Raw genomic sequence first — 23,650 nt, forward strand, 5'->3', positions numbered from 1 at the left:
TTCACGGCGAGCCGTTTAGCCCCTCGCCGTGCGGCATCCCTGCAGGCTGGTTCGGCGATAAGATCACCGGTCAGATTTTACCGCTTTTTTCGCGTGCTTCGACTTCGGCGTTAAGCTCTTCCAGCTTCGCCGCCATCAGTTCACGGCAGTGGGTTGCCAGCTTACGCACTGAGGAAGACTCAAACGCTTTCACATCAACCGGTGGCAGCATCTCGACGATCACCAGCCCATTGTTCCAGCGATTCAGTTTGATCTTATCGTGCGTATTGGAGACCACAATCGGGATAATCGGGACACCTGCCGCCACGGCGGCGTGGAATGCGCCGGTTTTAAACGGCATTAAACCTCGACCGCGACTGCGCGTGCCTTCCGGAAACATCCAGAATGAGATGCGCTTACGGTTGAACTGATCGACCAGCTGGCCGATAGTGCCGTGTGCTTTGGCGCGGTTATCCCGGTCAATCAACAGATTACCGGTCAGCCAGTAGAGCAGACCAAAAAATGGTACCCACAACAGGCTCTTTTTGCCAACTGTCACCGTGGTTGGCTGCACGATTTTGGCAGCGGTCACCATGTCGTAGTTGTTCTGGTGGTTAGCGATATAGATCGCATTGCCATAATTGTCTGCCCCTTCCGGCCGACGCAATTCGACTTTGAGGCCCAATACCGTCGACAATTTACCGAACAGGCGGCCAAAAGTGGCGACGTGGCGCGGATTGCGCGGTGAAAAAAGACACCAGATACAGCCAAACACAGAGACTAATATCGAATAAATTACCACGATAATGGTACGTAGTATCAGTAACATAGTTCCCTCATTGAGTCACGGCTGACACAGCGTCAGCCGGGTAGTTTACGCTTCGCTGTCCGGGCTTGCCGGACGCGCAGGCGCATCCAGTTCAACACGATCAATTTTTTGCAGGCCGCGTGGCAACAACGTGCCGCGACGGCCGCGGTCGGCGCGGAATTTCTGCAGCTCTTCGCTGCGCAGCAGCATCTTACGCTTGCCGACGTGCAGAGTAATGGCGCTGCCCGGTGGCAGAATCATCAGCCACGCCAGCTTATCCTGACCTGCAGCCGCTTCAGCGGCCGGGATAGAGATGATCTTGTTACCCTTGCCTTTCGACATTTGCGGCAGTTCACCGACCGGGAACATCAGCATCCGTCCCGCCTGGGTGATCGCCAGCAGCATGTCATCTTCATGATGCACCGCCATCGGCGTCATCACTCTGGCGTTCTCCGGCAGCGTCAGCAGCGCTTTACCGGCGCGGTTACGGGAGACCAGATCGGCAAAGGTGCAGATAAAGCCATAGCCCGCATCAGACGCCATCAGTAATCGCTGCTCGTCCGGCTCCATCAGCACCTGCTCGACGACCGCACCCGGCGGTGGCGTCAGTTTACCGGTCAGCGGCTCACCCTGCCCGCGCGCCGACGGCAGCGAGGTCGGATCCAGGGTATAGCTGCGGCCGGTGGAGTCGATAAAGGCCACCGGCTGGTTGCTCTTGCCGCGCGCGGCGGCCAGATAGCTGTCGCCCGCTTTGTAGCTCAGCCCGGCCGGATCGATATCATGTCCTTTGGCGCTGCGCACCCAGCCCATCTGCGACAGCACAATGGTCACTGGCTCGGAAGGGATGAGCTCAGTTTCGCTCAGCGCTTTCGCTTCTTCACGCTCATGCAGCGGTGAACGACGTTCGTCCCCATAGCTGGCGCTGTCAGCCTGTAACTCTTTTTTCAGCAGGGTGTTCATCTTGCGCTCAGAGGCCAGCGTCGCCTGCAGCTGATCGCGCTCTTTTTCCAGTTCGGCCTGCTCGCCGCGAATCTTCATCTCTTCCAGCTTCGCCAGGTGGCGTAACTTCAGTTCGAGGATCGATTCGGCCTGGGTTTCGCTCAGTTCAAAGCGTGACATCAGCACCGGCTTCGGCTCATCTTCGGTACGGATGATGTGGATCACTTCATCGATATTGAGGAAGGCCACCAGCAAACCGTCGAGGATATGCAGACGACGCAGCACGCGATCGAGCCGGTGATTAAGACGACGTTTCACCGTATCACGACGGAATACCAGCCATTCCGACAGAATTTCATGCAGATTTTTGACTGCCGGACGGTTATCCAGGCCAATCATATTCAGGTTAACCCGGTAGCTCTTTTCCAGATCGGTGGTGGCGAACAGGTGGTTCATCACCTGATCCAGATCGACCCGGTTCGAGCGCGGCACGATCACCAGACGGGTCGGATTCTCATGATCCGATTCGTCGCGCAGATCCTCCACCATCGGCAGCTTTTTATTGCGCATCTGGCTGGCGATCTGTTCCAGTACCCGCGCACCCGATACCTGATGCGGCAGCGCGGTGATCACCACCTCGCCCTCTTCCTTCTTCCAGATCGCGCGCTGGCGAATAGAGCCGCGCCCGTTCTGATAAATTTTGCGGATCTCGTCGCGCGGCGTGATGATCTCCGCCTCGGTCGGATAATCGGGGCCCTGCACGATATCCAGCAGCGCATCCAGCGTGGTTTTAGGATGGTCGATTAGGGTGATCGCCGCCTGCGCCACTTCACGCAGGTTGTGCGGCGGAATATCGGTCGCCATACCGACGGCAATTCCGGTGGTGCCGTTCAGCAGAATATTCGGCAACCGCGCCGGCAGCATCTTCGGCTCCTGCAGGGTGCCATCAAAGTTGGGCTGATAATCGACCGTGCCCTGACCCAGCTCGCCCAGCAGCAGTTCAGCATATTTCGACAGGCGTGATTCGGTATAACGCATGGCGGCAAACGATTTGGGATCGTCGGGCGCGCCCCAGTTACCCTGTCCATCCACCAGTGGATAACGATACGAGAACGGCTGCGCCATCAGTACCATCGCTTCATAACAGGCGCTGTCGCCGTGCGGATGGTATTTACCCAGCACGTCACCGACGGTACGCGCTGATTTTTTGAATTTCGCGCTGGCGCTCAGTCCCAGTTCGGACATGGCATAGATAATGCGTCGCTGTACCGGCTTTAAGCCGTCGCCAATATAAGGCAAGGCGCGGTCCATGATGACGTACATCGAATAGTTTAAGTACGCATTCTCGGTAAATGTGTGCAGGGCGAGACGCTCTGCACCATCCTGCGTCAGTTCACTCATGAATTTCTCATCCTCACATCGTGGCCCACAACGGCGGGACACCCGGCGGTGGTTTGGCGAGGATAGTACCTTATTCGCCGGTGTTAGTCACAGGGGAAGCACGCGGCGACAGGCGGTCAGCAGGCGGTGGTAAACCCGCTGACTCAGTGGAAATCGGACCGAGGATGTTACGGCTGATCGCCCATCCACTGCCGGGCAATCTCGCGGTACTCTCCGGTCGCGGTGCTGAGGTGTAACCACTGATCGACATAGAGTTTCCAGCTGATGTCATCGCGCGGGATCATGTAAGCCTTCTCGCCATATTGTAGCGGTTTATCGGCATTGATCGCGCACAGCGTCGGGAAGCGCTGCTGCTGATAGCGCGCCTCAGAGGCATCGGTGATCATCACATCGGCGTGGTTGTCCACCAGCTGCTGGAAGATGGTGACGTTATCATGGAACAGGGTCAGCGAGGCCTGCGGCAGATGGCTATGAACAAAGGCTTCATTGGTGCCGCCCGCCGGCTCGACCAGGCGCACCTCCGGACGGTTGAGCTGCTCCAGCGTCTGATAGCGGTCTTTATCGGCACAGCGCACCAGCGGGATCTTGCCATCCACACCCAGCGGCTGAGCAAACCAGGCGGTCTGCTGGCGCTTCAGGGTAACCGACACGCCACCGAGCGCAATGTCACACTGCTTCGCCAGAAAATCGGGCATCAGGGTTTTCCAGCTGGTGGGCACCCACTGCACTTTTGCACCGAGTGAGGCGGCCAGCGCATTCGCCATGCTGATATCCAGCCCTTCATACTGGCCGTCGGGTCGCAGGTAGCTGTAAGGCTTGTAGTCACCGGTGGTACAGACCTTCAGCACTTTGCTGCTGAGAACACTCTCCAGACGCGACTGCGCCTGGGCGGCTCCGCTGGTCAGCAGCAGAGCAAGGATGACAATTTTTTTCATGGTGGGCTTTTCTTCGGCAGGTGGGTTTGCGTACTGATGGTGCCATAAATCGGCGTATTGTTGCCGCTACAGCAAAAGTGTTGTGATCAGCCTCCCATTTCTCTGTTGCCGCTTCACGCGTAAGCTGAGCGTCATACACAGAAAACGGAGCACCTATTCGAATGAGTAAAATTTTAATTATCGACGGCGGCAAAACCTTTGCCCACTCAAAAGGCGAACTGAACCACACCCTGACCGACGTCGCTGCCAGCCAGCTGCGCGACCTGGGCCATGACGTCTCGGTCACCGTCGCTGACAGCGATTACGTGGTGGCTGACGAAGTGCAGAAATATCTCGACAGCGATGTGGTTATTTATCAGATGCCAGGCTGGTGGATGGGCGAGCCATGGACCGTAAAGCGTTATATTGATGAAGTCTTTACCGAAGGTCACGGCTCGCTCTACGCCAGTGATGGTCGTACCCGATCTGACGCCGCCAAAAAATATGGTTCCGGTGGCCTGCTGCAGGGCAAAAAATATATGCTGTCACTGACCTGGAACGCGCCGCTGCAGGCTTTTACCGATCCGGAGCAGTTCTTTGAAGGCGTTGGCGTGGATGGGCTCTATCTGCACTTCCATAAAGCCAACCAGTTCCTGGGTATGGAAGCGCTGCCGACCTTTATCTGTAATGACGTCATCAAGCAGCCTGATGTACCGCGTGACATTGCGGCCTATCGCGACCATCTTACTCGCGTGTTTGCCTGAATCAGGCTACCGTTACGCTTTACTCCCACGCGAAAGAGGAATCCGCGAATGTTAACAGTCGTTGCTGAAATTTGTGTAAAACCGGGCCGCCGTCAGGTGGTGCTGGATGCCGTGAAAGCGCTGATCCCGACCGTGCTTCAGGAAGAGGGATGCCACCAGTATGATGCGCTGCTGGACCATCAGGCACAGGTGCCGTGGAAACAGAACTCGCCGGACTCCATTTTTATGCTGGAACAGTGGGAAACGCTGCGCCATCTGGAGCAGCATCAGCAGATGCCGCACATGGATGCGCATCGCGCCATTATTAAAGATGATGTAGTGGATGTGAAAATCCTGGTGCTGGAACCCAGCGCCTGAATCTGACGTGACCCGTTAAAAAGCGAAAAACCCCTGTCCTGCGACAAGGGTTTTTTTATAGCTCGCGCCCCGTCACAGCAACTGGCGACGGTCGATCTCGGTGCGCAGAAAATCGAGAAAGCAGCCAATGCGTGAGGAGAGCGTGGTATTGCGATAATAGACTGCATGCACCGGCAGACGCAGTTCACGGGTTTCATCAGGCAATACCGGGACCAGCCGCCCGGCGGCGCAATCTTCCCGGCTGACAAAGTCCGAGAGGCGTGCAATGCCCTGTCCGGCCAGCGCCAGTTGCCGGATGGTTTCGCCGCTGGAGGCGGAGAGCGTCGGCTTAATCCGCATAAATTCGCCATCGGGCTGCCAGACCGGCCAGACGTTGTGATTATCAAGATGGCTGAAACCGATAATCTGATGCTGCTCAAGATCGGCGACGGTTTGCGGCGTGCCCGCCTTCGCCAGATAGGCCGGACTGGCCATCAGACGAATGGCGCTGCTGCCCAGCATCCGTGCGCGCAGCGTAGAGTCACGCAGTTCGCCGATGCGAATGGCGACGTCAGTTTGCTGCTCCAGCAAATCGATCAGGATATCGTCGGTATTGAGTTCCAGTTGAATAAGCGGATATTGCGCGCGAAACGCCTCCACCAGCGGCACAATCACGTGCAGCATAAACGGGGTGGCGGCATTCACCCGTAATCGCCCGGACGGCATCTCGCGTCGCTGCGCAATCTGCTCTTCTGCCTGCTCGACCGACGCCAGAATCTGACGCGCATGCTCCAGAAACACCTGCCCTTCTTCTGTCAGTGCCAGCCGTCGGGTGGTGCGATGAAGCAGGGTGGTTTGCAGTTTGCTCTCCAGCCGGCTCAGGGCGCGGCTGATACCTGAACTGGTCTGCGACAGCTGGTCGGCCGCGGCGGTGATGGATCCGGTATCCACGACCGCCACCCAGGCACGTAACTCTTCCAGTGTAATTTTCACAATCGCTGCTGTCTCTGCTGTGTGGACCTCTCCGGGCGGCTTGTCGCCCGGCGGTCATCGTTGACCCGCAACCTGAGAAAACAGGACGCTGGCGCGTCCTGTTTTTTATACTTCGATGTCGGCCATGTCGCCTTTTTCCTGCAACCAGTTTCGCCGGTCTTCGGAACGTTTTTTCGCCAGCAGCATGTCCATCATGCGTAACGTCTGCTCAACGTCCTCATCACTGATGGTCAGCTGCACCAGACGGCGGGTATTAGGATCAAGGGTGGTCTCGCGCAGCTGCAGCGGGTTCATCTCACCCAGCCCTTTAAAGCGCTGGACGTTAGGTTTGCCCTTTTTACGCTTCAGCTGCTCCAGCACGCCCTCTTTCTCATCTTCATCCAGCGCGTAATAGACCTCTTTGCCCAGATCGATGCGGTAGAGCGGCGGCATCGCCACGTAAACGTGACCGCCTTTTACCAGCGAACGGAAATGTTTCACAAACAGCGCGCAGAGCAGCGTGGCGATATGCAGACCGTCGGAGTCGGCATCTGCCAGAATGCAGACTTTGCCGTAGCGCAGTTGCGAAAGATCTTCGCTGTCGGGATCGATACCGATCGCCACGGAAATATCATGCACTTCCTGCGAGGCCAGCACCTCATCCGAGGAGACTTCCCAGGTGTTGAGGATCTTGCCTTTCAGCGGCATGATCGCCTGGTATTCACGATCGCGCGCCTGCTTGGCCGAGCCGCCTGCCGAATCCCCTTCCACCAGGAACAGTTCGGTCTTATTCAGATCCTGCGCGGTACAGTCCGCCAGCTTGCCAGGCAACGCCGGACCGCTGGTGAGCTTTTTACGCACCACTTTCTTCGCCGCACGCAGACGACGCTGGGCGCTGGAGATGGCCAGTTCGGCCAGCTGCTCAGCCGCCTGCACATTCTGATTAAGCCACAGGCTAAAGGCATCTTTGACCACGCCCGAAACAAAGGCCGCGCACTGACGTGAAGAGAGGCGCTCTTTGGTTTGACCGGCAAACTGCGGGTCCTGCATCTTCACAGACAGTACGTAGGCGCAGCGATCCCAGATATCTTCCGCCGAGAGTTTTACGCCGCGCGGCAGGATGTTGCGGTATGCACAGAACTCGCGCATCGCATCCAGCAGGCCCTGACGCAGGCCATTAACGTGGGTACCGCCCTGCATGGTCGGGATCAGGTTGACGTAGCTTTCGGTCAGCAGCTCACCGCCTTCCGGCAGCCACAACAGCGCCCAGTCGACCGCTTCCACATCACCGGCAAAGCTGCCGACAAAAGGTCTTTCCGGCAGCGTTGGCAGCCCGTTAACCGCTTCGCACAGGTAGTCGGTCAGGCCATCTTCGTAGCACCAGCGCTGTTCGGTGTTGTTCAGCTTATCTTTAAAGACAATTTCAACGCCCGGACAGAGCACCGCTTTGGCTTTCAGCAGGTGTGACAGACGTGACACCGAAAAGCGCGGGCTGTCGAAGAAGCTTTCATCGGGCCAGAAGTGAACACGGGTGCCGGTGTTGCGTTTCGCCACCGTGCCAGTCACCGTCAGTTCCTGCACTTTTTCGCCATTTTCAAAGGCGATGTCATACACTTCACCATTACGGCGTACCGTAACTTCCACCCGTTTTGACAGGGCGTTAACCACCGAAATGCCGACGCCGTGCAGGCCGCCCGAGAACTGATAGTTTTTGTTGGAGAATTTGCCGCCGGCGTGCAGGCGACAGAGGATCAGCTCCACCGCAGGCACGCCCTCTTCAGGGTGAATATCCACCGGCATGCCGCGACCATCATCAATCACTTCCAGTGACTGATCGGCGTGCAGAATCACTTCAACCCGCTTCGCGTGGCCGCCCAGCGCCTCATCGACGCTGTTATCAATCACTTCCTGACCCAAATGGTTGGGTCGCGTCGTGTCGGTGTACATGCCCGGGCGACGGCGAACAGGCTCAAGGCCAGTCAGGACCTCAATGGCATCCGCGTTATAGTTTGATTGACTCATCGTAAATGTCTGATTAGAAGGGTGAAATGGGGTGCGATTTCCGCATTACTCAGGGGTGATTCAGACCGAGAAAGTCCAGAATCTGCGGGAAATGGCGCTCGAATCCAGTAAATGTATGGTTTCCGCCCTCTTCGACCGTATGGCGGCACGCGCTGTAATAGTCGAGCGCCTGACGGTAATCGAGAACTTCATCGCCGGTTTGTTGCAGCAACCAGAGTAAATCGGGCGCTTCCAGCGGTTCAATCTGCATCACTTTCAGATCGTAAATGTGGCGTGACTCTAACACATATTGCTGACCGGTGTAGGGATTCTGATTGTCGCCCAGATAATCCGCCAGCAACTCAAAAGGCCGCACCGCGGGATTCACCACCACGGCGGGCAGCATAAAACATTGCGACAGCCAGGTGGCGTAATACCCCCCAAGCGAGGAGCCCACCAGCCCCAGAGTTTCACCACTGCGGCTCAATACCAGCTCTTCCAGCATCGCAGCGGCATCGGCCGGAAAGGTCGGCAACTGCGGCACGATCATCTCGATCCCGGGATGCGATGTCTGTAACCACTGGCGAAACTGTGTCGCCTTCGCCGACTGCGGTGAGCTGTTGAAACCGTGCAGATAAAGGAGCGCTGCCATCGGTCAGTATCCATCCGAATCTAAATCGGGGCGGAAGATATCGGTGTCGAGGCGGTTAACCTCGGTTTCAAGCTGCCCGTCCGGGTGCAGGGTAAACCAGCGCCAGCCGGGTGCGACGGTGTCAATCGCGAAGCTGGTGCAGTGCGGCTTGAACTGCACACAGGTGGAGGGCGTTGCCAGTACCCGGCGGCCATGCCATTCCATATCCAGCTCCTGATGGATATGGCCGCAGACCAGCGTCTTCGCCAGCGGATAGTGTTGCAGCACCGCATCCAGCTGGTGTGAATTCCGCAGGCTGTGCTGGTCAAGCCAGGTGCAGCCGGACGCCAGCGGATGGTGATGCAGCAACACCAGCGTGTGGCGTTGCGGATAACGCGCCAGGGCTTTTTCGAGCCACTCCAGCTGATAGTCGCTCAGCATACCGTGCGGTACACCAAAGACCTGACTGTCGAGCAAGACGATCTGCCACTGCTCACCGATCAGTATCTGTTTATGCGAATTAATGTGGGCGTCAGCGAAGGTGTCGACCATCGCCGGCTGGAAATCGTGGTTGCCCGGCAGCCAGACACAGGGCCGCGGTAAACGTGATATGCCCTCAGCAAAATGCTGATAGGCTTCAACAGAGTGGTCCTGGGCGAGATCGCCGGTGGCGATAATCAGGTCATAGTCGCGATGCTGCGCAATGATCGCATCCAGCACCGCCTCATAGCTCGACCAGGTATTTACCCCAAGTAGCGATTCATGTTTTCCCGCGAACAGGTGGGTGTCCGTGATTTGCAGAATCCTGATTGCGGAACCGTTCGCTGCAGGAAGAGTTAGCAGGCTATCCAAAGCGTTTCCTTCGTCTCCACGCCATTTAATGCATTATACGCATCAGCAGACCGGAACTGCCATTGCGCCGTGCGCCAGGCAGTAGCGCAGCCAGTCTGCGAGAAACTGGTTTATCTGGTGTTTTTCATCACGCTGATGCAGTTTTTTATTAGGATAATCATAGCGCGCTTTGAAACGATAGATCTGTTGCGTTGAACACACTTCGGCGACCATCGCGTCGTGATAGAGCCGCACCGACATCGACGGCAGGCTCCAGTAACTGACCGCAGGCGCGACCTGGCGGATCTCTACCAGCGTGGTGTAACGCGTCGACTCCTGAATCGTCAGTTGATAACGGGCGCCACTCACCTGATAGATCACCGATGCACCCGCCTCATCACTGCGGGGCAGCAGGCGGCGTAACTGGGCGAAATTGGTTTCGCACAACCGCATCATTTCGGGGAAGTCAGGGGTATAGCGCTGTTTCATTATGGTTTCCACTCTTGTCGTAGTTTCTCATGGTGCAACGCCAGCCATTGCAAGGCGATGACAGACGCCGCATTGTCAATAATCCCCTCTTCCACCCAGCGATAAGCCTGTTCGCGGCTGACCACATGGACAAGAATATCCTCATTCTCTTCCTCCAGACCATGGCATCCTGTTGCCTGGCTGGCATCCACTTCCCCAATCAGCACCGATAAACGTTCACTGGTGCCACCGGGGCTGGCCAGGTAATTAAGCATTGGCTTAATTCGCCCAACCTGTAATCCTGCTTCTTCGACCGCTTCACGACGCACCACCTGCTCAACGGTTTCACCGGGATCGATAATGCCGGCCACCATCTCCAGCAGCCAGGGTGATGCACTGCTGTCATAGGCCGGAATGCGGATCTGTTCGATCAGCACCACTTCGTCGCGTAAGGGATCATAAGGTAGCAGCACGGCGGCATGTCCGCGCTCAAAAACTTCGCGCTGCACTTCGGCGCTCATTTCGCCATTAAAACGGCGATGACGGAAGCGATAGCGTACCACCGAAAAAAAACCATCGTAGACGGTTTCGCGTGCAATAATTTCTACATCGTTTTTTGTAAAAGTCACAGGGGATTTTTTTTCTTCCGACATCATATGGTTCCTTGTGCAGATTGGGGTGGAGCGAAAAAAGCCTGGCACGGTGCTCCGTCTGAGTGGTTCTTTCTGAATTATTTACGTAAATTAGGGGAAGAAGGCACTTTCAGCCAACTTATCTCACAGTTGCCCTCTGCTAGAATCGGCGATAATTTTTTGGCTTACCCGGCAGCGCTACCACTGCAATTTGCTGCAATACAAGGAATGCAAATGAAAAAACTGCTCCCATTTTTTATTGGGCTGAGCCTGGGCGGTTTCAGCTTCGCCAGCCAGGCCGAAGACCTGCTTCAGGTTTATCAACAAGCACGTCTGAGCAACCCGGATCTGCGCAGCGCCGCTGCCGATCGCGATTCTGCCTTTGAGAAAATCAACGAAGCGCGTAGCCCCTTATTACCCCAACTCGGACTGGGTGCAGACTACACCTATAATAACGGCTATCGTGACAGCAGTGGTCTCCATTCCAACACGACCAGCGGCACGCTGCAATTAACCCAGACAATTTTCGACATGTCGAAATGGCGCGCCCTGACCCTGCAGGAAAAAGCGGCCGGCATCCAGGACGTTACCTATCAGGTCGCGCAGCAGGATCTGATTCTGAACACCGCTACCGCCTACTTCAACGTGCTGAAAGCGATTGATACCCTTTCTTACACCGAAGCGCAGAAACAGTCGATCTATCGCGAACTGGATCAAACCACCCAGCGTTTCAACGTCGGCCTGGTCGCGATCACGGATGTGCAAAACGCCCGTGCACAGTATGACAACGTATTAGCCAACGAAGTGACGGCCCGTAATAATCTGGATAACACCGTTGAATCCCTGCGTCAGATTACCGGCATGGATTATCAGGCACTGGCGTCGCTAAATATTGAGCGTTTCAAAACCGATAAGCCGGAGGCGGTCAGCGCGCTGCTGAAGCAGGCGGAAAGCCGTAACCTCTCTTTGCTCTCTGCTCGTCTGAACCAGGATCTGTCACGTGAGCAGATTCGTTTAGCAGAAACCGGCCATATGCCGACGCTGGATTTGACCGCTTCGACCGGCATGTCAAACAGCAAATATGGCGGCAGCCGCGCGAACCAGAGCGCCGGCTCGACCGACTCAATTACCGGGACTAACCAGGTTGGCCTGAGCTTCTCTCTGCCACTCTACAGCGGCGGCAGCGTGACCTCGCAGGTGAAACAGGCGCAGTATAATTTTGTCAGCGCCAGCGAACAGCTGGAAAGCGCGCACCGTTCCGCCGTCCAGACCGTGCGTTCATCGTTTAACAACGTAAATGCCTCGATCAGTACGATTAACGCCTACAAACAGGCTGTGGTCTCGGCACAGAGTTCGCTGGATGCGTCTGAAGCGGGTTATCAGGTCGGTACGCGTACCATCGTTGACGTGCTGGATGCGACCACCGCCCTGTATAATGCCAAGCAGCAGCTCTCTGATGCGCGTTATAACTACCTGATCAACCAGCTGAACATCAGCTATGCGCTGGGAACGCTCAACGAGCAGAACCTGCAGACATTGAACAGCCAGCTGGGTAAAGAGATTCCAACCTCGCCAGAAACGGTAGCACCGGAAGACGCTCAGCAGACCGCGCGGGTGGATAACGGCCCTTCCGCCAACGGCTCTGCCGCGGCAGCACGCCCTGCGGCACGCAGCAACAGCAGCAATCCGTTCGGTAACTGATTGAACAGACGGGTCGCTTTGCGGCCCGTCTCTCTATCGAACGTATAGCTAAGTAAAGATCCCTACTGTATCAGGCCCTCAGCTTCAATTTTGACCCCTCATCCCCTATTCTATGCGCTACCTTTGGGCACAGGATAATCATAATGAAACGCACAAAATCTATTCGCTATGCCGCTTTTCGTAAGAGCTGGCAGGCACGCCATTTAACGCCCGTCGCGATCGCCGTTTCGGCGGTATTTATGCTGGCTGGCTGTGAACAAAACGACGAATCAGTCTCGATGTATCAGAATGCGGATGACTGTTCGAAAGCCAATCCAGGCCAGAGCGCACAGTGCACCACCGCCTTCAATGAAGCCAAAAAAGAGGCAGAACGTACTGCGCCAAAATATGCGACCCGCGAAGATTGTGTCGCTGAGTTTGGCGAGAATCAGTGTCAGCAAACGCCGGCTCAGGCTGGCGTCGGCAGCACCAATAATGCGGAAGCGCAACAGGGCGGCGGTAGCTTCTGGATGCCATTAATGGCTGGCTACATGATGGGCCGGATGATGGGTGGCGGCGCAGGCTTCGCTCAGCAACCGCTGTTTTCACCTAAAACGCCTAACAGCCCGGCAAACGGTCAGTTTGTGGATGCCTCCGGTCGTAACTATGGCGCGGCCACCTCGGGTAAAACCATGAACGTGCCGAAAACCGCATTAGCACCGAAACCTGCCACCACCTCGACCATTACCCGTGGCGGCTTTGGCGAGACGGTAGCTAAGCAGAACAGCATGCAGCGCAGCAGCGCCACCGGCACCTCCAGCCGTTCAATGGGAGGCTAACGCCCCGATGCAACGCATTGCCATTTCAGAACGCCCAGGCTGGCGGGAAAAAGCCACCGAGTTCGGTTTTCGTTTTCATACTATGCATGGCGAGCCCTACTGGTGTGAAGATGCTTACTACCAGTTCACGCTGGCGCAGATCGAACAACTCGAAGAGGTTACCGCTGAGCTGCACCAGATGTGCCTGCAGGTGGTCGACAAAGTCGTTAACAGTGAGACGTTGCTGACCAAATTCCGCATTCCCAAACATACCTGGGATTTTGTGCGTGATTCCTGGCATCAGCGTCAGCCTTCGCTCTATTCCCGTCTCGATCTTGCCTGGGATGGCAAAAGCGATGCCAAATTACTGGAGAACAACGCGGATACGCCCACCTCGCTGTATGAAGCGGCGTTTTTCCAGTGGTTATGGCTGGAAGATCAGCTCAGCGCCGGACAGTTACCGGCAGGCAGCGATCAGTTCAATAGCCTGCAGGAAAAGCTGATCGAACGCTTTGCGGCGTTGCATCAGCAGCACGGTTTTAACTGGCTGCATTTCGCCTGCTGCCGCGACACCGACGAAGATCGTGGCACAGTGCAGTATCTGCAGGATTGCGCCACCGAAGCGGGCCTGCCGAGCGAATTTCTCTACATGGATGAAATTGGTCTGGGTGAAAAAGGTGAGTTTACCGACGTCCACGACCAGGTGATCAGCAACCTGTTTAAGCTCTACCCGTGGGAGTTCATGCTGCGCGAGATGTTTTCCACCAAGCTGGGGGATGCAGGCGTACGCTGGCTGGAACCGGCGTGGAAAAGCATTCTGTCGAACAAAGCGCTGTTGCCGATGCTGTGGCAGATGTTCCCGAATCATCCTAACCTGCTGCCCGCCTACTTTGCCGAAGATGACGTGCCGCCGATGGACAAATATGTGGTGAAACCGCTGTTCTCCCGCGAAGGTGCCAATATTCGCATTGTCGAAAACGGTCAGGAGATAGCCCGCGTCGACGGCCCGTACGGCGAAGAGGGAATGATCGTCCAGCAGTTCCATCCGCTGCCCAAATTTGGCGACAGCTACACGCTGATCGGTAGCTGGCTGATCGACGATCAACCGGCTGGTATCGGCCTGCGTGAAGATCGCGATCTGATCACCCAGGATCTCTCCCGCTTCTATCCACACGCCTTTATCGGTTAATGCCGCGGTAAACAGGCCAGTCGCTGGCCTGTTTATCTTTATCCAACCTGTACTGACAACATACTGATTGCACCCATCTCAATTCCATCAACCGGAATGGTGATCGCTTCGCCTTTCTGACGCGAGCCCAGCACGTAGAGCAACGGCAGATAATGCTCCGGCGTCGGGTTAGAGAGCGCTGCGCCGGGATGCTGCATAAAGTTGACCAGCGGATGCGATGCTGCGTCACTCTCTGCCGCCAGGTTGTCACGTACATACTGCTCAAAGCTGCTGGCCCACGGATAGACTTCATTGCCCCCGTCCCATTGCACCTTTCTCAGGTTATGCACCACGTTACCGCTGGCAACGATCATCACACCTTCGTCGCGCAGCGCCGCCAGCTTCTGACCCAGTTCATAATGCCAGGCCGGCGGTTTGGTGCTGTCGATGCTTAACTGCACTACCGGAATGTCAGCCTGCGGATACATCTTGATCAATACGCCCCACGAGCCGTGATCGAATCCCCATGCGTGATCCCGCTTCACCGGAATCGGCGCTAACAAACTGACCAGTTGTTCAGCCAGTTCGGGCGATCCCGGTGCCGGATAGCGGGTATCAAACAGCGCCTGAGGAAAACCGCCAAAGTCATGCACCGTGCGGGGTTGCGCCATCGCCGTTACCGCAGTGCCGGTTGTATACCAGTGGGCAGAAACCGCAATAATGGCGCGGGGTCGCGGCAGGGTATCGCCTGCGTCACGCCACGCGGTGGTATAGCGGTTCTCTTCCAGGGCATTCATTGGACTGCCGTGGCCCAGAAACAGCGCTGGCATACGTGACTGGCTCATAATGGGTTCTCAGAATGGAGTATTTGATAGCCACTACGATACGCGCTTTACCCGCTATATCACGCGGATAAGCCTGATGGTGATGCTCAGAAAATCTGAATAAGATCGGAGATTAAGAAGCGGATCGATCGGGGATAACGCCAGACGAAGGCGGGCTGACGATTCAGAGGGCCGTCACAAAAGCGGGCGTGTCGGTGAAACAGGCCGGGCTGGCCTGTTTCACCTCGTCATCACACTGATTAGCTGGCGTGACGCGTTTCGTGGTTACGACGCCAGGCCACTAAATCTTCAATGGTCACCACCGGCATATTGTGTTGTCTGGCAAACGTAATGGCTTCGGGCGCGTGGGCCATGGTGCCGTCATCGTTGGTCAGTTCGCACAGCACGCCCGCCGGCTTAAAGCCCGCCAGGGTCACTAAGTCGATGGTGGCTTCGGTGTGGCCGCCACGGGTCAGTACGCCGCCTTCGCGCGCGCGCAGCGGGAAGACATGACCAGGACGATTCAGATCGGTGGGCTTCGCGTTATCGGCAATCGCGGCACGGATAGTGGTAATACGATCCTGAGCAGAAACGCCGGTAGTCACGCCTTCAGCCGCTTCAATCGTCACGGTGAAACCGGTGCCGTAAGAGCTGGTGTTGTTCTCTACCATCATCGGCAGATCTAACTGCTGACGACGCTCTTCGGTCAAACACAGGCAGACAATGCCGCTACCGTGGCGAATGGTCAGCGCCATCTGTTCAACGGTCATGGTTTCGGCGGCGAAAATCATATCGCCTTCGTTTTCACGATTTTCATCGTCGAGTACCATCACACCGCGTCCCTCACGCAGGGCGGCGATAGCACGTTCTACACGCTGTTCAGGCGTGCCAAATTCAGAAAGTAGCGTCTGATTCATGGTAATAAAAACCTTTAAATGTATGGGTTACCAGAATCAGGGCGTGCTTAGGAGTGACGTCAAAAAGACGTGGCAATAACGTGAAGCAGACACAGTTGTCCGACAGAAGTCGTTACCCTCTCCCATCCGGACTGTAACCGTCGGCCCCGGAATTACACCGGATCTGCTGACCTTCATGGCGAATTTTCATCATCATGAAGCGCTCGCGGGCTTTCAGCCTGGCTGATTTACCGCCGGTGGGGAATTGCGCCCCGCCCTGAGAATAAGCGGTTTTACTATAGCGCTGATTATCTGGAGCAGCAATCACCATTAGTGCAATTGCTTTTGCATTTCCTGCGTTACCGATTTGAGGTTTATCCTTTTCATTTCTGGCATTACACTTACCGTTATCAGGTTAGTAAAATGCTGACACAGCTCCCCGAAACCAGGAAATCATCATGATCGACACGAAAAAAATTGAACAACTTGCACGTCAGGTTCACGAAGCGATGCCGAAAGGGGTACGTGAGTTTGGTGATGATGTCGAAAAGAAAATTCGTCAGGTTCTGCAGGCGCAGCTGACGCGTATGGATCTGGTCAACCGTGAAGAGTTTGATGTACAGACCCAGGTGTTACTGCGCACGCGGGAGAAACTGGCGGCGCTGGAGCAGCGTCTGGCGCAGCTGGAAAGCCAGAGTGGCGGTACCAGCACCCCCACCAACGGCCAGTGCCCCTGCCGCGACAGTGACTCCGGCGGTGACCGGTGCCGCCACGGCTAACACCGCCACTGCGGGTGCCGCGACCTCCCCTGCCGCTTCACCGGCGCCGTCAGCCATTACTCCAGCGGATGTGGTCAAGCCTGATAACGACAGTAACCACTAACAACCGGTTTAGCGGGAGCCGGTCTCCCGCTGATTTCTGGTGTTAACTGTCGCCGCGAATGGTTTTGATGATATTGGTGGTTGAGATGCCATCTTCAAAATTCAGCACCTGGACATCACCGCCATTGGCCCACACCTCTTTACTGCCCGCAATCTCTTCCGGTTTGTAATCGCCGCCTTTCACCAGCAGATCCGGCAGAATGCTGGCAATCAGCCGCTGCGGTGTATCCTCTTCAAATACCACCACCCAATCTACCGCTTCCAGCGCACCCAGCACGATCATGCGGTTTTCCTGCGGGTTAACCGGGCGGCTCGCGCCCTTCAGCCGTTTGGTTGAGGCATCGCTGTTTACCGCGACGATCAGGCGATCGCCCAGCTTGCGCGCATTGGCCAGATAGGAGACGTGACCGGCATGCAGAATGTCGAACACGCCATTGGTCATCACTACTTTTTCACCGCGCCGGCGTGCCATCTCCACCGCCGCTTTCAGTTCAGCTTCGGTCATGATGCCAAAGCCCTGTTCCGGACGGGCATGAATCGCATTTTCCAGCTCAACCGTGCTGACGGTTGAGGTCCCCAGTTTACCGACCACCACGCCTGCGGCAGCGTTGGCAAGGAAACAGGCCTCTTCCAGCGAGTCACCGGCCGCTAACGCTGCCGCCAGCACGCCAATCACCGTGTCACCGGCGCCGGTCACGTCATAGACTTCCTGCGCCTGGGTCGGCAGATGCAACGGCGCTTTGCCGGGCTGCAGCAGTGTCATGCCATTTTCTGAGCGGGTCACCAGCAGTGCGGAGAGATCAAAATCGGCGATCAGCTGCATACCGCGCGCCACGATCTCCTCTTCGTTCTTACACTTACCCACCACTGCTTCAAACTCAGAGAGATTCGGGGTCAGTAGCGTTGCGCCACGGTAGCGGGCAAAGTCGGTACCTTTCGGATCGATCAGTACCGGGACGTTCGCGTCACGCGCCAGAGCGATCATCGTCTGCACACTGCAGAGCGCGCCTTTGGCGTAGTCCGACAGCACCAGTGCGCCCGCTGCGGCCAGTGAGGCGCGCATTTTGTCGTGGATCGGCTCAGGATCAACCTGATCGAAGCCCTCTTCAAAATCGAGGCGGATCAGCTGCTGGTTGCGTGACAGCACGCGCAGCTTAGTGATAGTCGGATGGCTTTTCACCGCCACGAAATCGCAATGTACGTTGACGTCTTTCAGCGTGTTACTCAACACGCGTGCCGCATCATCTTCACCGGTCAGGCCAATCAGGCGTGAGGCGGCACCGAGTGCTGCAATGTTCATCGCCACGTTTGCTGCGCCGCCAGGACGCTCCTCAACGGTGTCCACTTTCACCACCGGAACCGGTGCTTCAGGGGAGATACGGCTGGTAGGGCCATACCAGTAACGATCCAACATCACATCGCCAACGACCAGCACTGAGGCTTGGCCGAACGCGGGCAGAGTAACTTTCATTCCAGACACTCCAGACTGCATTAAAATAGTGCGCGGATGATAGCACAGTTGCGATTTGTGCTATCAGCATCACGCCGGGAGAGACGCGGGCGAGTTCAGCCAGCGCTGCCAGCTGGCAACAACCGTTTGCCGCTCGGCGGCGAAAGCATCCGGCTCCACATGGCCGGGCAGCTCCTGCAATGCCCGATGATGTAACGCGTCGCGCAGGGTAACGTACGCCTCGGTCAGCGCCTGCGCTTCATCGGCGGGCATTTTATGGTATTTCGCCATCAGTTCAAAAATACGCACATTGTCGGACCAGCGCGTGAGCTCCGGTTGTTCAGCGGCGTAGCGTAAGACAAGATATTGGGCGATGAATTCAATGTCGGTGATACCGCCCTGATCGGTTTTGATCTCCCAGCGCCCTTTATGCCGGTTACTGAGGTGAGTGCGCATCTTTTCACGCATCTCGCGCACTTCTGTCTGTAACGCCTCAGCGGGACGCGGCAGGCAGAGAATCGCCTGGCGGATAGTGTTAAAACGTTCACCCAGCGCCGGCTCGCCAAACACCACGCGCGCCCGCACCAGCGCCTGATGCTCCCAGGTCCAGGCCTCATTGCGCTGATACTCTTCGTATGCCTCAAAGGTGCTGACCAGCATGCCCGCCGCGCCGGAAGGACGTAGCCGCGCGTCCACTTCATACAGAATGCCGGATGAGGTACGGGTACTGAACAGGTGCATGATGCGCTGGGCGAGGCGCAGATAGAACTGGCGGCCATCAATGCTGCGTTCTCCTTCGGTCACCGCATCCGCCGGGCAATCGTGCAGAAAGACGAGATCGAGATCGGAGCTGTATCCCAGCTCCCAGCCGCCCAGTTTGCCGTAGCCCAGCACCGCAAAGCCACGTTCGTGCTCATTACTGAGATGTGATGGCCGGCCGTAGCGCTGCACCATCATATGCCAGGCCTGGCGTACCACCGATTCGATGATCGCCTCGGCCAGCCAGGTCAGGTGATCGCTGACTTTCATCACCGGTAGCGTGCCGGCGATGTCGGCAGCGGCAATACGCAGATGCTGCGCCTGCTTGAACTGCCGCACCGCCTCCAGCTGCTGCTCTTCGTCGTCGGTGGGGATTCGCATCAGGTACTGACGCAGCTCATCGCGGTAGGCATCTGTGGCGGTTGGCTGGTAGAGCGTGGCCGGATCGAGTAGCTCATCCAGCAATAATGGATGCCGTGCCAGCTGGCTAGCCACCATCGGTGACGCGGCGCACAGCCGGATCAAATGACGCAGCGCGCCATGATATTCAGTGAGTAACTCCAGATAGGTGCTGCGGGTCAGCACGCCAAGCAGTAATGGCGTCAGGCGGCTGAGCGTGACGGCAGCATCGTCGCGTGGGCAGACTTCACTTAACAGACGCGGCATCAGCTGATCCAGCGCCTGACGGCCGCGCGGGCCGATGGTGCGTCGGCTGATATCCTGGCGAAACGCCTCCAGCGTCTGATGCAGCGTACGGCACTGTTCATTGCTGAGTTGCGGCACCAGCGGGGCCAGCTCGCTCTCCTCCAGCGGATCCTGCCACAGCATCTGGTACTCCGCCAGCTCGCGCTGATCGCCGATTTCTGGCGTATCTTCACCAATCAGTTCATCAAAAATGGCGCGAACCGCTGCCATCTGGCGTTCAAGCGCCGCCATCAGAGCTGGCCAGTCGGCATAGCCCATCGCCCACGCAAGACGGGCGCGATGCAGTTCATCTTCGGGTAAGGTCTGGGTCTGCTCATCACCGAGGCTTTGCAGCAGATTCTCCAGCCGCCGCAGAAACAGATAGGCTTCACGCAGCGCATCCACCTGTTCTGCCGGCAATAACGCCAGCGCCTTAATCGCTTCCAGCGTCGGCAGTAAAGCGCGCAGCTGTAGCGAGCGCTCACGGCCGCCGCGAATCAGCTGAAACACCTGGACGATAAATTCTGTTTCACGGATGCCGCCCGCGCCCAGCTTGATGTTGTTCTTCAGGCCACGGCGGCGTACTTCCCGGCTGATCATCCCTTTCATGTTACGCAGCGACTGGATCACGCTAAAGTCGATATAACGCCGGTAGACGAACGGCCGCAGCATCTGCTGCAGCTCGATGCTCCAGCGATCGTGATCGTCGCCCATCAGCCGCGCTTTGACCATTGCGTACCGTTCCCAGTCGCGGCCCTGCTCCTGATAATAATCTTCCAGTGCGGCAAAGCTCATCACCAGCGGGCCGCTGTCGCCAAACGGACGCAGACGCATATCAACCCGGTAAACAAAGCCATCCATGGTCGGCTGATCGAGTACCTTGATCAGCCGCTGTCCCATGCGGGTGAAAAACTGGGCGTTATCCAGCTCACGCCGTCCACCGCGAGTCGTGCCGTTTTCCGGCCAGGCAAAAATCAGGTCGATATCGGATGAGAAATTCAGCTCGCCGCCGCCCAGCTTGCCCATGCCGAGGATCAGCATCGGCTGCGCTTCGCCGTCGGCGTTACAGGGCGTACCAAAGTCACGACAGCAATCCTGATAAACCCAGTCACGCGCCCGGCTGATTAACACTTCCGCCAGCACACTTAACTGCTGCAGGCTCTGTTCCGTGCTGGCGTGTTGCAGGCACTGCATCCAGGCGATACGCACCAGCATCTGGCGGCGAAACAGCCGCAGTTCGCGCATCAGGCTGGCTTCGCTGTCCACCGTCGCCATCACCTGATTGAGCCAGTCGGCATAGTGCTGCCACTCGTCTGCCTGTGGCGGCGTATCACGGATCGTCTGCCACCAGTCGGGATGCTGCTGCAGGTTTTCCAGCACAAAATCACTGAAAGCCAGCCCGGCGACCTGCTCCGCGCTGAGCGAAGTCAGGGAGTCATTAAGCTGCTGCGCGGCGCGTTCGGCCTGTTCGCGTAACAACGCGGGAAGTGCTGACAACATAAATCCCTCCATGATGGCATTGATCCGATTAGCGTGCCGACCCGCTGGTCAGCCAGAACGGCGGCTGTTTCAGCGCCTGCGACGCCAGCCAGGCTAATCCGGCTTCCTGCTGTTCGTGAATCGCTGACAACAGTTGCTGCCAGGGAGCCAGCCAGACCGCCACATCTTCCTGCGGATAGGCACCGGCCAGCAGATGTACCGCCAGCAACTGACGCGCCAGGCGGGTCGCTTTATCCTGATACTCATTCGGCTGTTTGACGGTGCTGAAGGTCTCTTTGAGATCGGCATTAATGCGGCTCAGCATGATATCGCCAAAGCGTTTAAACGATCCCTGCAACTTGGCCTGGCCTTTGGCATCGACCCATTGTTGCCACTGCGATTCCACCAGCCAGTGCGTCAGCGCCAGCTGGGTTTCCACCGCCAGTGATGAGAGGCAGAAGCCGGACGCATCCACTTCGTCATTGACCAGCGTCTCTTCCAGCGTGGTCAGTTGCTGACGCAGGGCGCTGCTGGCTTTACGTGGCACCAGTGCGCCGAACAGCGTAAATGCCTGACGCAGCACATCCAGCGCTTCCCGCACCGCATCCTGGGCCGCCGCGTTGCCGCGCAGCCAGACTTCTTCATGATACTGCCAGTGGCTGAGACCGGCCGACATCGCGGCCACCATGCCCTCTTCCACCGTGGCTTTGGCACCGGCCTTCAGCAGCGGGAAAGGACGCAGCTGGCGCGGCGGATTGCCCTGTGCCAGCTGATAGCCGCGTGCCGCTTTACTCAGGCTGCCCATCCGCAAACCGCCGATCGCCACCAGCTGCTGCGCGAAGGTCAGCATGTCCTTTCGCTCGCCGCGTTTTAATTCCAGCTCGATTTCACACAGCGGTTCGCTCAGCTCACCCGCCGTGACGTCGCCCTGATCAAACGCCAGCTCGATTTCGCTGTCACCCACGGTGAGCAGCCAGACTTCACGCTGGAAATGGGTGGTGAACAGCGGCTGTAAGCGTTGCTGCAACGCCGCAATATCGGTGCCCTTCGGCCAGATGTCGGCAGGCAGTTGCGCAATATCCAGCGTCGGCTCGCTGAGGTCGACATTATATTCCGGCCGCTGATGCAGCCCACCCAGCGTTTGCCCGGCCGCTTTCAGCGTCATCTCATAACGCTTATCGACGCCACGGATCCGCAGCCCCATATCCCAGCGCCGCAGCTGGTTATCGTCGGTTTCAAAATAGATGTTGGTCAGCTCACGTGCAGGCTGATGCTGATGCGGCCACGCCGCGACAAGGTCAGCCAGCTTCCCGGCCGCCTGAGGAGTTGCAATGAACTTTAGTTCGATTTCGATGGTCATAATTTTTTATTCACTACGCCGCTGGCACTTAAGAGGATGTTTCCTGCATATTTCAGGCGATAATCAGCAGGTTACTCATGCTGTCGCCTGAAGGGCAAGGGGTTATCAGGCGAAGATTAATGCACAGAAGCCGCGCTGTCTCTGCTTTCTTTGTGCTTTCGCAGACCTTTTCGCACTCTCATGAGACCAGGATAGTTCTCATAGTGATTTATGCGAGGCCTCTCCAGACTGTGCCGGTAAATTTTTAGTCAGACTAAGCAAAACGAAATCGAATGAAAAAAATTACACTCGCTGGACTCACTTTGCTGGCTCTCAGCACCCTTGCACCTGCCCATGCCGACGAAAAACGCTACGTGTCTGATGAGTTATCGACCTGGGTTCGCAGTGGCCCTGGCGATCAGTTTCGCCTGCTCGGTAAGCTGAATGCCGGGGAAGAGGTGCAGCTGCTCCAGACCAATAATGACACGCATTATGGCCAGATCCGTGACTCGGAAGGCCGCACCACCTGGATCCCGCTGTCGCAGCTCAGCGCCAGCCCCAGCCTGCGTACCCGGGTGCCGCAGCTGGAACAACAGGTCAAAGATCTTACCGCCAAGCTGGATAACATCGATAACAGCTGGAATCAGCGCACCGCTGAAATGCAGAACAAAGTTGCCAGCAGCGACGGCGTGATCAACGGGCTGAAGGGCGAAAATCAGAAGCTGAAAAACGAACTGATCGTGGCGCAGAAGAAAGTCAGCGCGGCTAACGTTCAGCTGGATGACAAGCAGCGGACCATCATCATGCAGTGGTTTATGTATGGCGGCGGCGTGCTGGGTGTCGGTCTGCTGTTAGGTTTACTGCTGCCGCACATGCTGCCGCGCCGCAAGAAAAACGATCGCTGGATGAACTGACCCGTCTCTGCCGTTTTTCATCAGGGGATCGCCAGATCCCCCTTTTGGCATGCCTGCAATCTGCTGAATCTGTGCAACAATA

Annotated in this window: 21 protein-coding genes and 1 riboswitch; of the genes, 7 read left to right on the top strand and 14 right to left on the bottom strand. The window is 57.0% G+C overall.

What is annotated here, in order from left to right:
* Window positions 1–70: 70 nt before the first annotated feature.
* The 3 genes from HA41_RS09855 to HA41_RS09865 form a co-directional block, all read right to left on the bottom strand.
* Window positions 71–808: a 1-acylglycerol-3-phosphate O-acyltransferase gene (locus tag HA41_RS09855; protein WP_094120636.1), complete on the bottom strand. Its 738-nt coding sequence runs from the start codon at window positions 806–808 to the stop codon at window positions 71–73.
* Window positions 809–853: 45 nt separating this feature from the next.
* The gene (parC, locus tag HA41_RS09860; RefSeq protein ID WP_094120637.1) at window positions 854–3,127 is read right to left on the bottom strand and encodes a DNA topoisomerase IV subunit A; all 2,274 of its coding nucleotides are present in this window, start codon (window positions 3,125–3,127) and stop codon (window positions 854–856) included.
* A 167-nt stretch (window positions 3,128–3,294) separates the two neighbouring features.
* Complete coding sequence (locus HA41_RS09865) at window positions 3,295–4,062, bottom strand: transporter substrate-binding domain-containing protein (RefSeq protein WP_094120638.1); 768 nt, start codon at window positions 4,060–4,062, stop codon at window positions 3,295–3,297.
* Between the two features lie 161 nt (window positions 4,063–4,223).
* On the opposite strand from HA41_RS09865, the gene HA41_RS09870 reads away from it, so the two are divergent.
* Window positions 4,224–4,805, top strand: a complete 582-nt coding sequence (locus tag HA41_RS09870) for an NAD(P)H-dependent oxidoreductase (protein WP_094120639.1) — start codon at window positions 4,224–4,226, stop codon at window positions 4,803–4,805.
* 48 nt (window positions 4,806–4,853) lie between these two features.
* The gene (locus HA41_RS09875; RefSeq protein WP_094120640.1) at window positions 4,854–5,162 is read left to right on the top strand and encodes a putative quinol monooxygenase; all 309 of its coding nucleotides are present in this window, start codon (window positions 4,854–4,856) and stop codon (window positions 5,160–5,162) included.
* A 72-nt stretch (window positions 5,163–5,234) separates the two neighbouring features.
* Here HA41_RS09875 and HA41_RS09880 read toward each other — a convergent pair whose 3' ends face one another.
* The 6 genes from HA41_RS09880 to nudF form a co-directional block, all read right to left on the bottom strand.
* The gene (locus HA41_RS09880; protein ID WP_094120641.1) at window positions 5,235–6,134 is read right to left on the bottom strand and encodes a LysR substrate-binding domain-containing protein; all 900 of its coding nucleotides are present in this window, start codon (window positions 6,132–6,134) and stop codon (window positions 5,235–5,237) included.
* Between the two features lie 105 nt (window positions 6,135–6,239).
* Window positions 6,240–8,135 (bottom strand): DNA topoisomerase IV subunit B, encoded by a 1,896-nt coding sequence (parE, locus tag HA41_RS09885; RefSeq protein ID WP_094120642.1) that lies wholly within the window; start codon window positions 8,133–8,135, stop codon window positions 6,240–6,242.
* Between the two features lie 49 nt (window positions 8,136–8,184).
* Complete coding sequence (gene yqiA, locus HA41_RS09890) at window positions 8,185–8,766, bottom strand: esterase YqiA (RefSeq protein ID WP_094120643.1); 582 nt, start codon at window positions 8,764–8,766, stop codon at window positions 8,185–8,187.
* A 3-nt stretch (window positions 8,767–8,769) separates the two neighbouring features.
* On the bottom strand, window positions 8,770–9,597 hold the full coding sequence (gene cpdA / locus HA41_RS09895) for a 3',5'-cyclic-AMP phosphodiesterase (RefSeq protein WP_094120644.1): 828 nt from the start codon (window positions 9,595–9,597) through the stop codon (window positions 8,770–8,772).
* A gap of 42 nt (window positions 9,598–9,639) precedes the next feature.
* Window positions 9,640–10,065, bottom strand: coding sequence for a DUF1249 family protein (locus HA41_RS09900; protein ID WP_009087284.1), 426 nt, complete (start codon window positions 10,063–10,065; stop codon window positions 9,640–9,642).
* Entirely contained in the window at window positions 10,065–10,697 is a 633-nt protein-coding gene (gene nudF / locus HA41_RS09905; RefSeq protein ID WP_094120645.1) for an ADP-ribose diphosphatase, read from the bottom strand. Before nudF ends, HA41_RS09900 begins: the two co-directional genes overlap by 1 nt.
* Window positions 10,698–10,910: 213 nt before the next feature.
* Here nudF and tolC point away from each other — a divergent pair, with 213 nt between their 5' ends.
* The 3 genes from tolC (at window position 10,911) to HA41_RS09920 (ending at window position 14,363) form a co-directional block, all read left to right on the top strand.
* On the top strand, window positions 10,911–12,377 hold the full coding sequence (gene tolC, locus HA41_RS09910; protein WP_094120646.1) for an outer membrane channel protein TolC: 1,467 nt from the start codon (window positions 10,911–10,913) through the stop codon (window positions 12,375–12,377).
* 143 nt (window positions 12,378–12,520) lie between these two features.
* The gene (locus HA41_RS09915; RefSeq protein WP_094120647.1) at window positions 12,521–13,195 is read left to right on the top strand and encodes a DUF1190 family protein; all 675 of its coding nucleotides are present in this window, start codon (window positions 12,521–12,523) and stop codon (window positions 13,193–13,195) included.
* Window positions 13,196–13,202: 7 nt separating this feature from the next.
* Window positions 13,203–14,363, top strand: coding sequence for a glutathionylspermidine synthase family protein (locus tag HA41_RS09920; RefSeq protein ID WP_094120648.1), 1,161 nt, complete (start codon window positions 13,203–13,205; stop codon window positions 14,361–14,363).
* A 38-nt stretch (window positions 14,364–14,401) separates the two neighbouring features.
* On the opposite strand, the gene ygiD is transcribed toward HA41_RS09920, so the two are convergent.
* Entirely contained in the window at window positions 14,402–15,187 is a 786-nt protein-coding gene (gene ygiD, locus HA41_RS09925; RefSeq protein WP_094120649.1) for a 4,5-DOPA-extradiol-dioxygenase, read from the bottom strand.
* 239 nt (window positions 15,188–15,426) lie between these two features.
* Window positions 15,427–16,083: a 3,4-dihydroxy-2-butanone-4-phosphate synthase gene (ribB, locus tag HA41_RS09930; protein WP_094120650.1), complete on the bottom strand. Its 657-nt coding sequence runs from the start codon at window positions 16,081–16,083 to the stop codon at window positions 15,427–15,429.
* A gap of 110 nt (window positions 16,084–16,193) precedes the next feature.
* Window positions 16,194–16,351: riboswitch (FMN riboswitch) on the bottom strand.
* Between the two features lie 169 nt (window positions 16,352–16,520).
* On the opposite strand from ribB, the gene ubiK reads away from it, so the two are divergent.
* Window positions 16,521–16,841 (top strand): ubiquinone biosynthesis accessory factor UbiK, encoded by a 321-nt coding sequence (gene ubiK / locus HA41_RS21195; protein ID WP_244175115.1) that lies wholly within the window; start codon window positions 16,521–16,523, stop codon window positions 16,839–16,841.
* Window positions 16,842–16,986: 145 nt separating this feature from the next.
* Here the strand turns inward: ubiK and hldE are convergent, their stop codons facing one another.
* The 3 genes from hldE to HA41_RS09950 all read right to left on the bottom strand — a co-directional run bounded on the left by hldE (window position 16,987) and on the right by HA41_RS09950 (window position 22,675).
* Entirely contained in the window at window positions 16,987–18,414 is a 1,428-nt protein-coding gene (hldE, locus tag HA41_RS09940; RefSeq protein ID WP_094120651.1) for a bifunctional D-glycero-beta-D-manno-heptose-7-phosphate kinase/D-glycero-beta-D-manno-heptose 1-phosphate adenylyltransferase HldE, read from the bottom strand.
* A 69-nt stretch (window positions 18,415–18,483) separates the two neighbouring features.
* Window positions 18,484–21,336 (bottom strand): bifunctional [glutamate--ammonia ligase]-adenylyl-L-tyrosine phosphorylase/[glutamate--ammonia-ligase] adenylyltransferase, encoded by a 2,853-nt coding sequence (gene glnE / locus HA41_RS09945; RefSeq protein ID WP_094120652.1) that lies wholly within the window; start codon window positions 21,334–21,336, stop codon window positions 18,484–18,486.
* A gap of 28 nt (window positions 21,337–21,364) precedes the next feature.
* Window positions 21,365–22,675 (bottom strand): CYTH domain-containing protein, encoded by a 1,311-nt coding sequence (locus HA41_RS09950; RefSeq protein ID WP_094120653.1) that lies wholly within the window; start codon window positions 22,673–22,675, stop codon window positions 21,365–21,367.
* A 272-nt stretch (window positions 22,676–22,947) separates the two neighbouring features.
* Here HA41_RS09950 and HA41_RS09955 point away from each other — a divergent pair, with 272 nt between their 5' ends.
* Window positions 22,948–23,568, top strand: a complete 621-nt coding sequence (locus HA41_RS09955; RefSeq protein WP_069729240.1) for a TIGR04211 family SH3 domain-containing protein — start codon at window positions 22,948–22,950, stop codon at window positions 23,566–23,568.
* Window positions 23,569–23,650 lie beyond the last annotated feature (82 nt).

The organism is Pantoea conspicua, assembly GCF_002095315.1.
GTDB lineage: Bacteria > Pseudomonadota > Gammaproteobacteria > Enterobacterales > Enterobacteriaceae > Pantoea > Pantoea conspicua.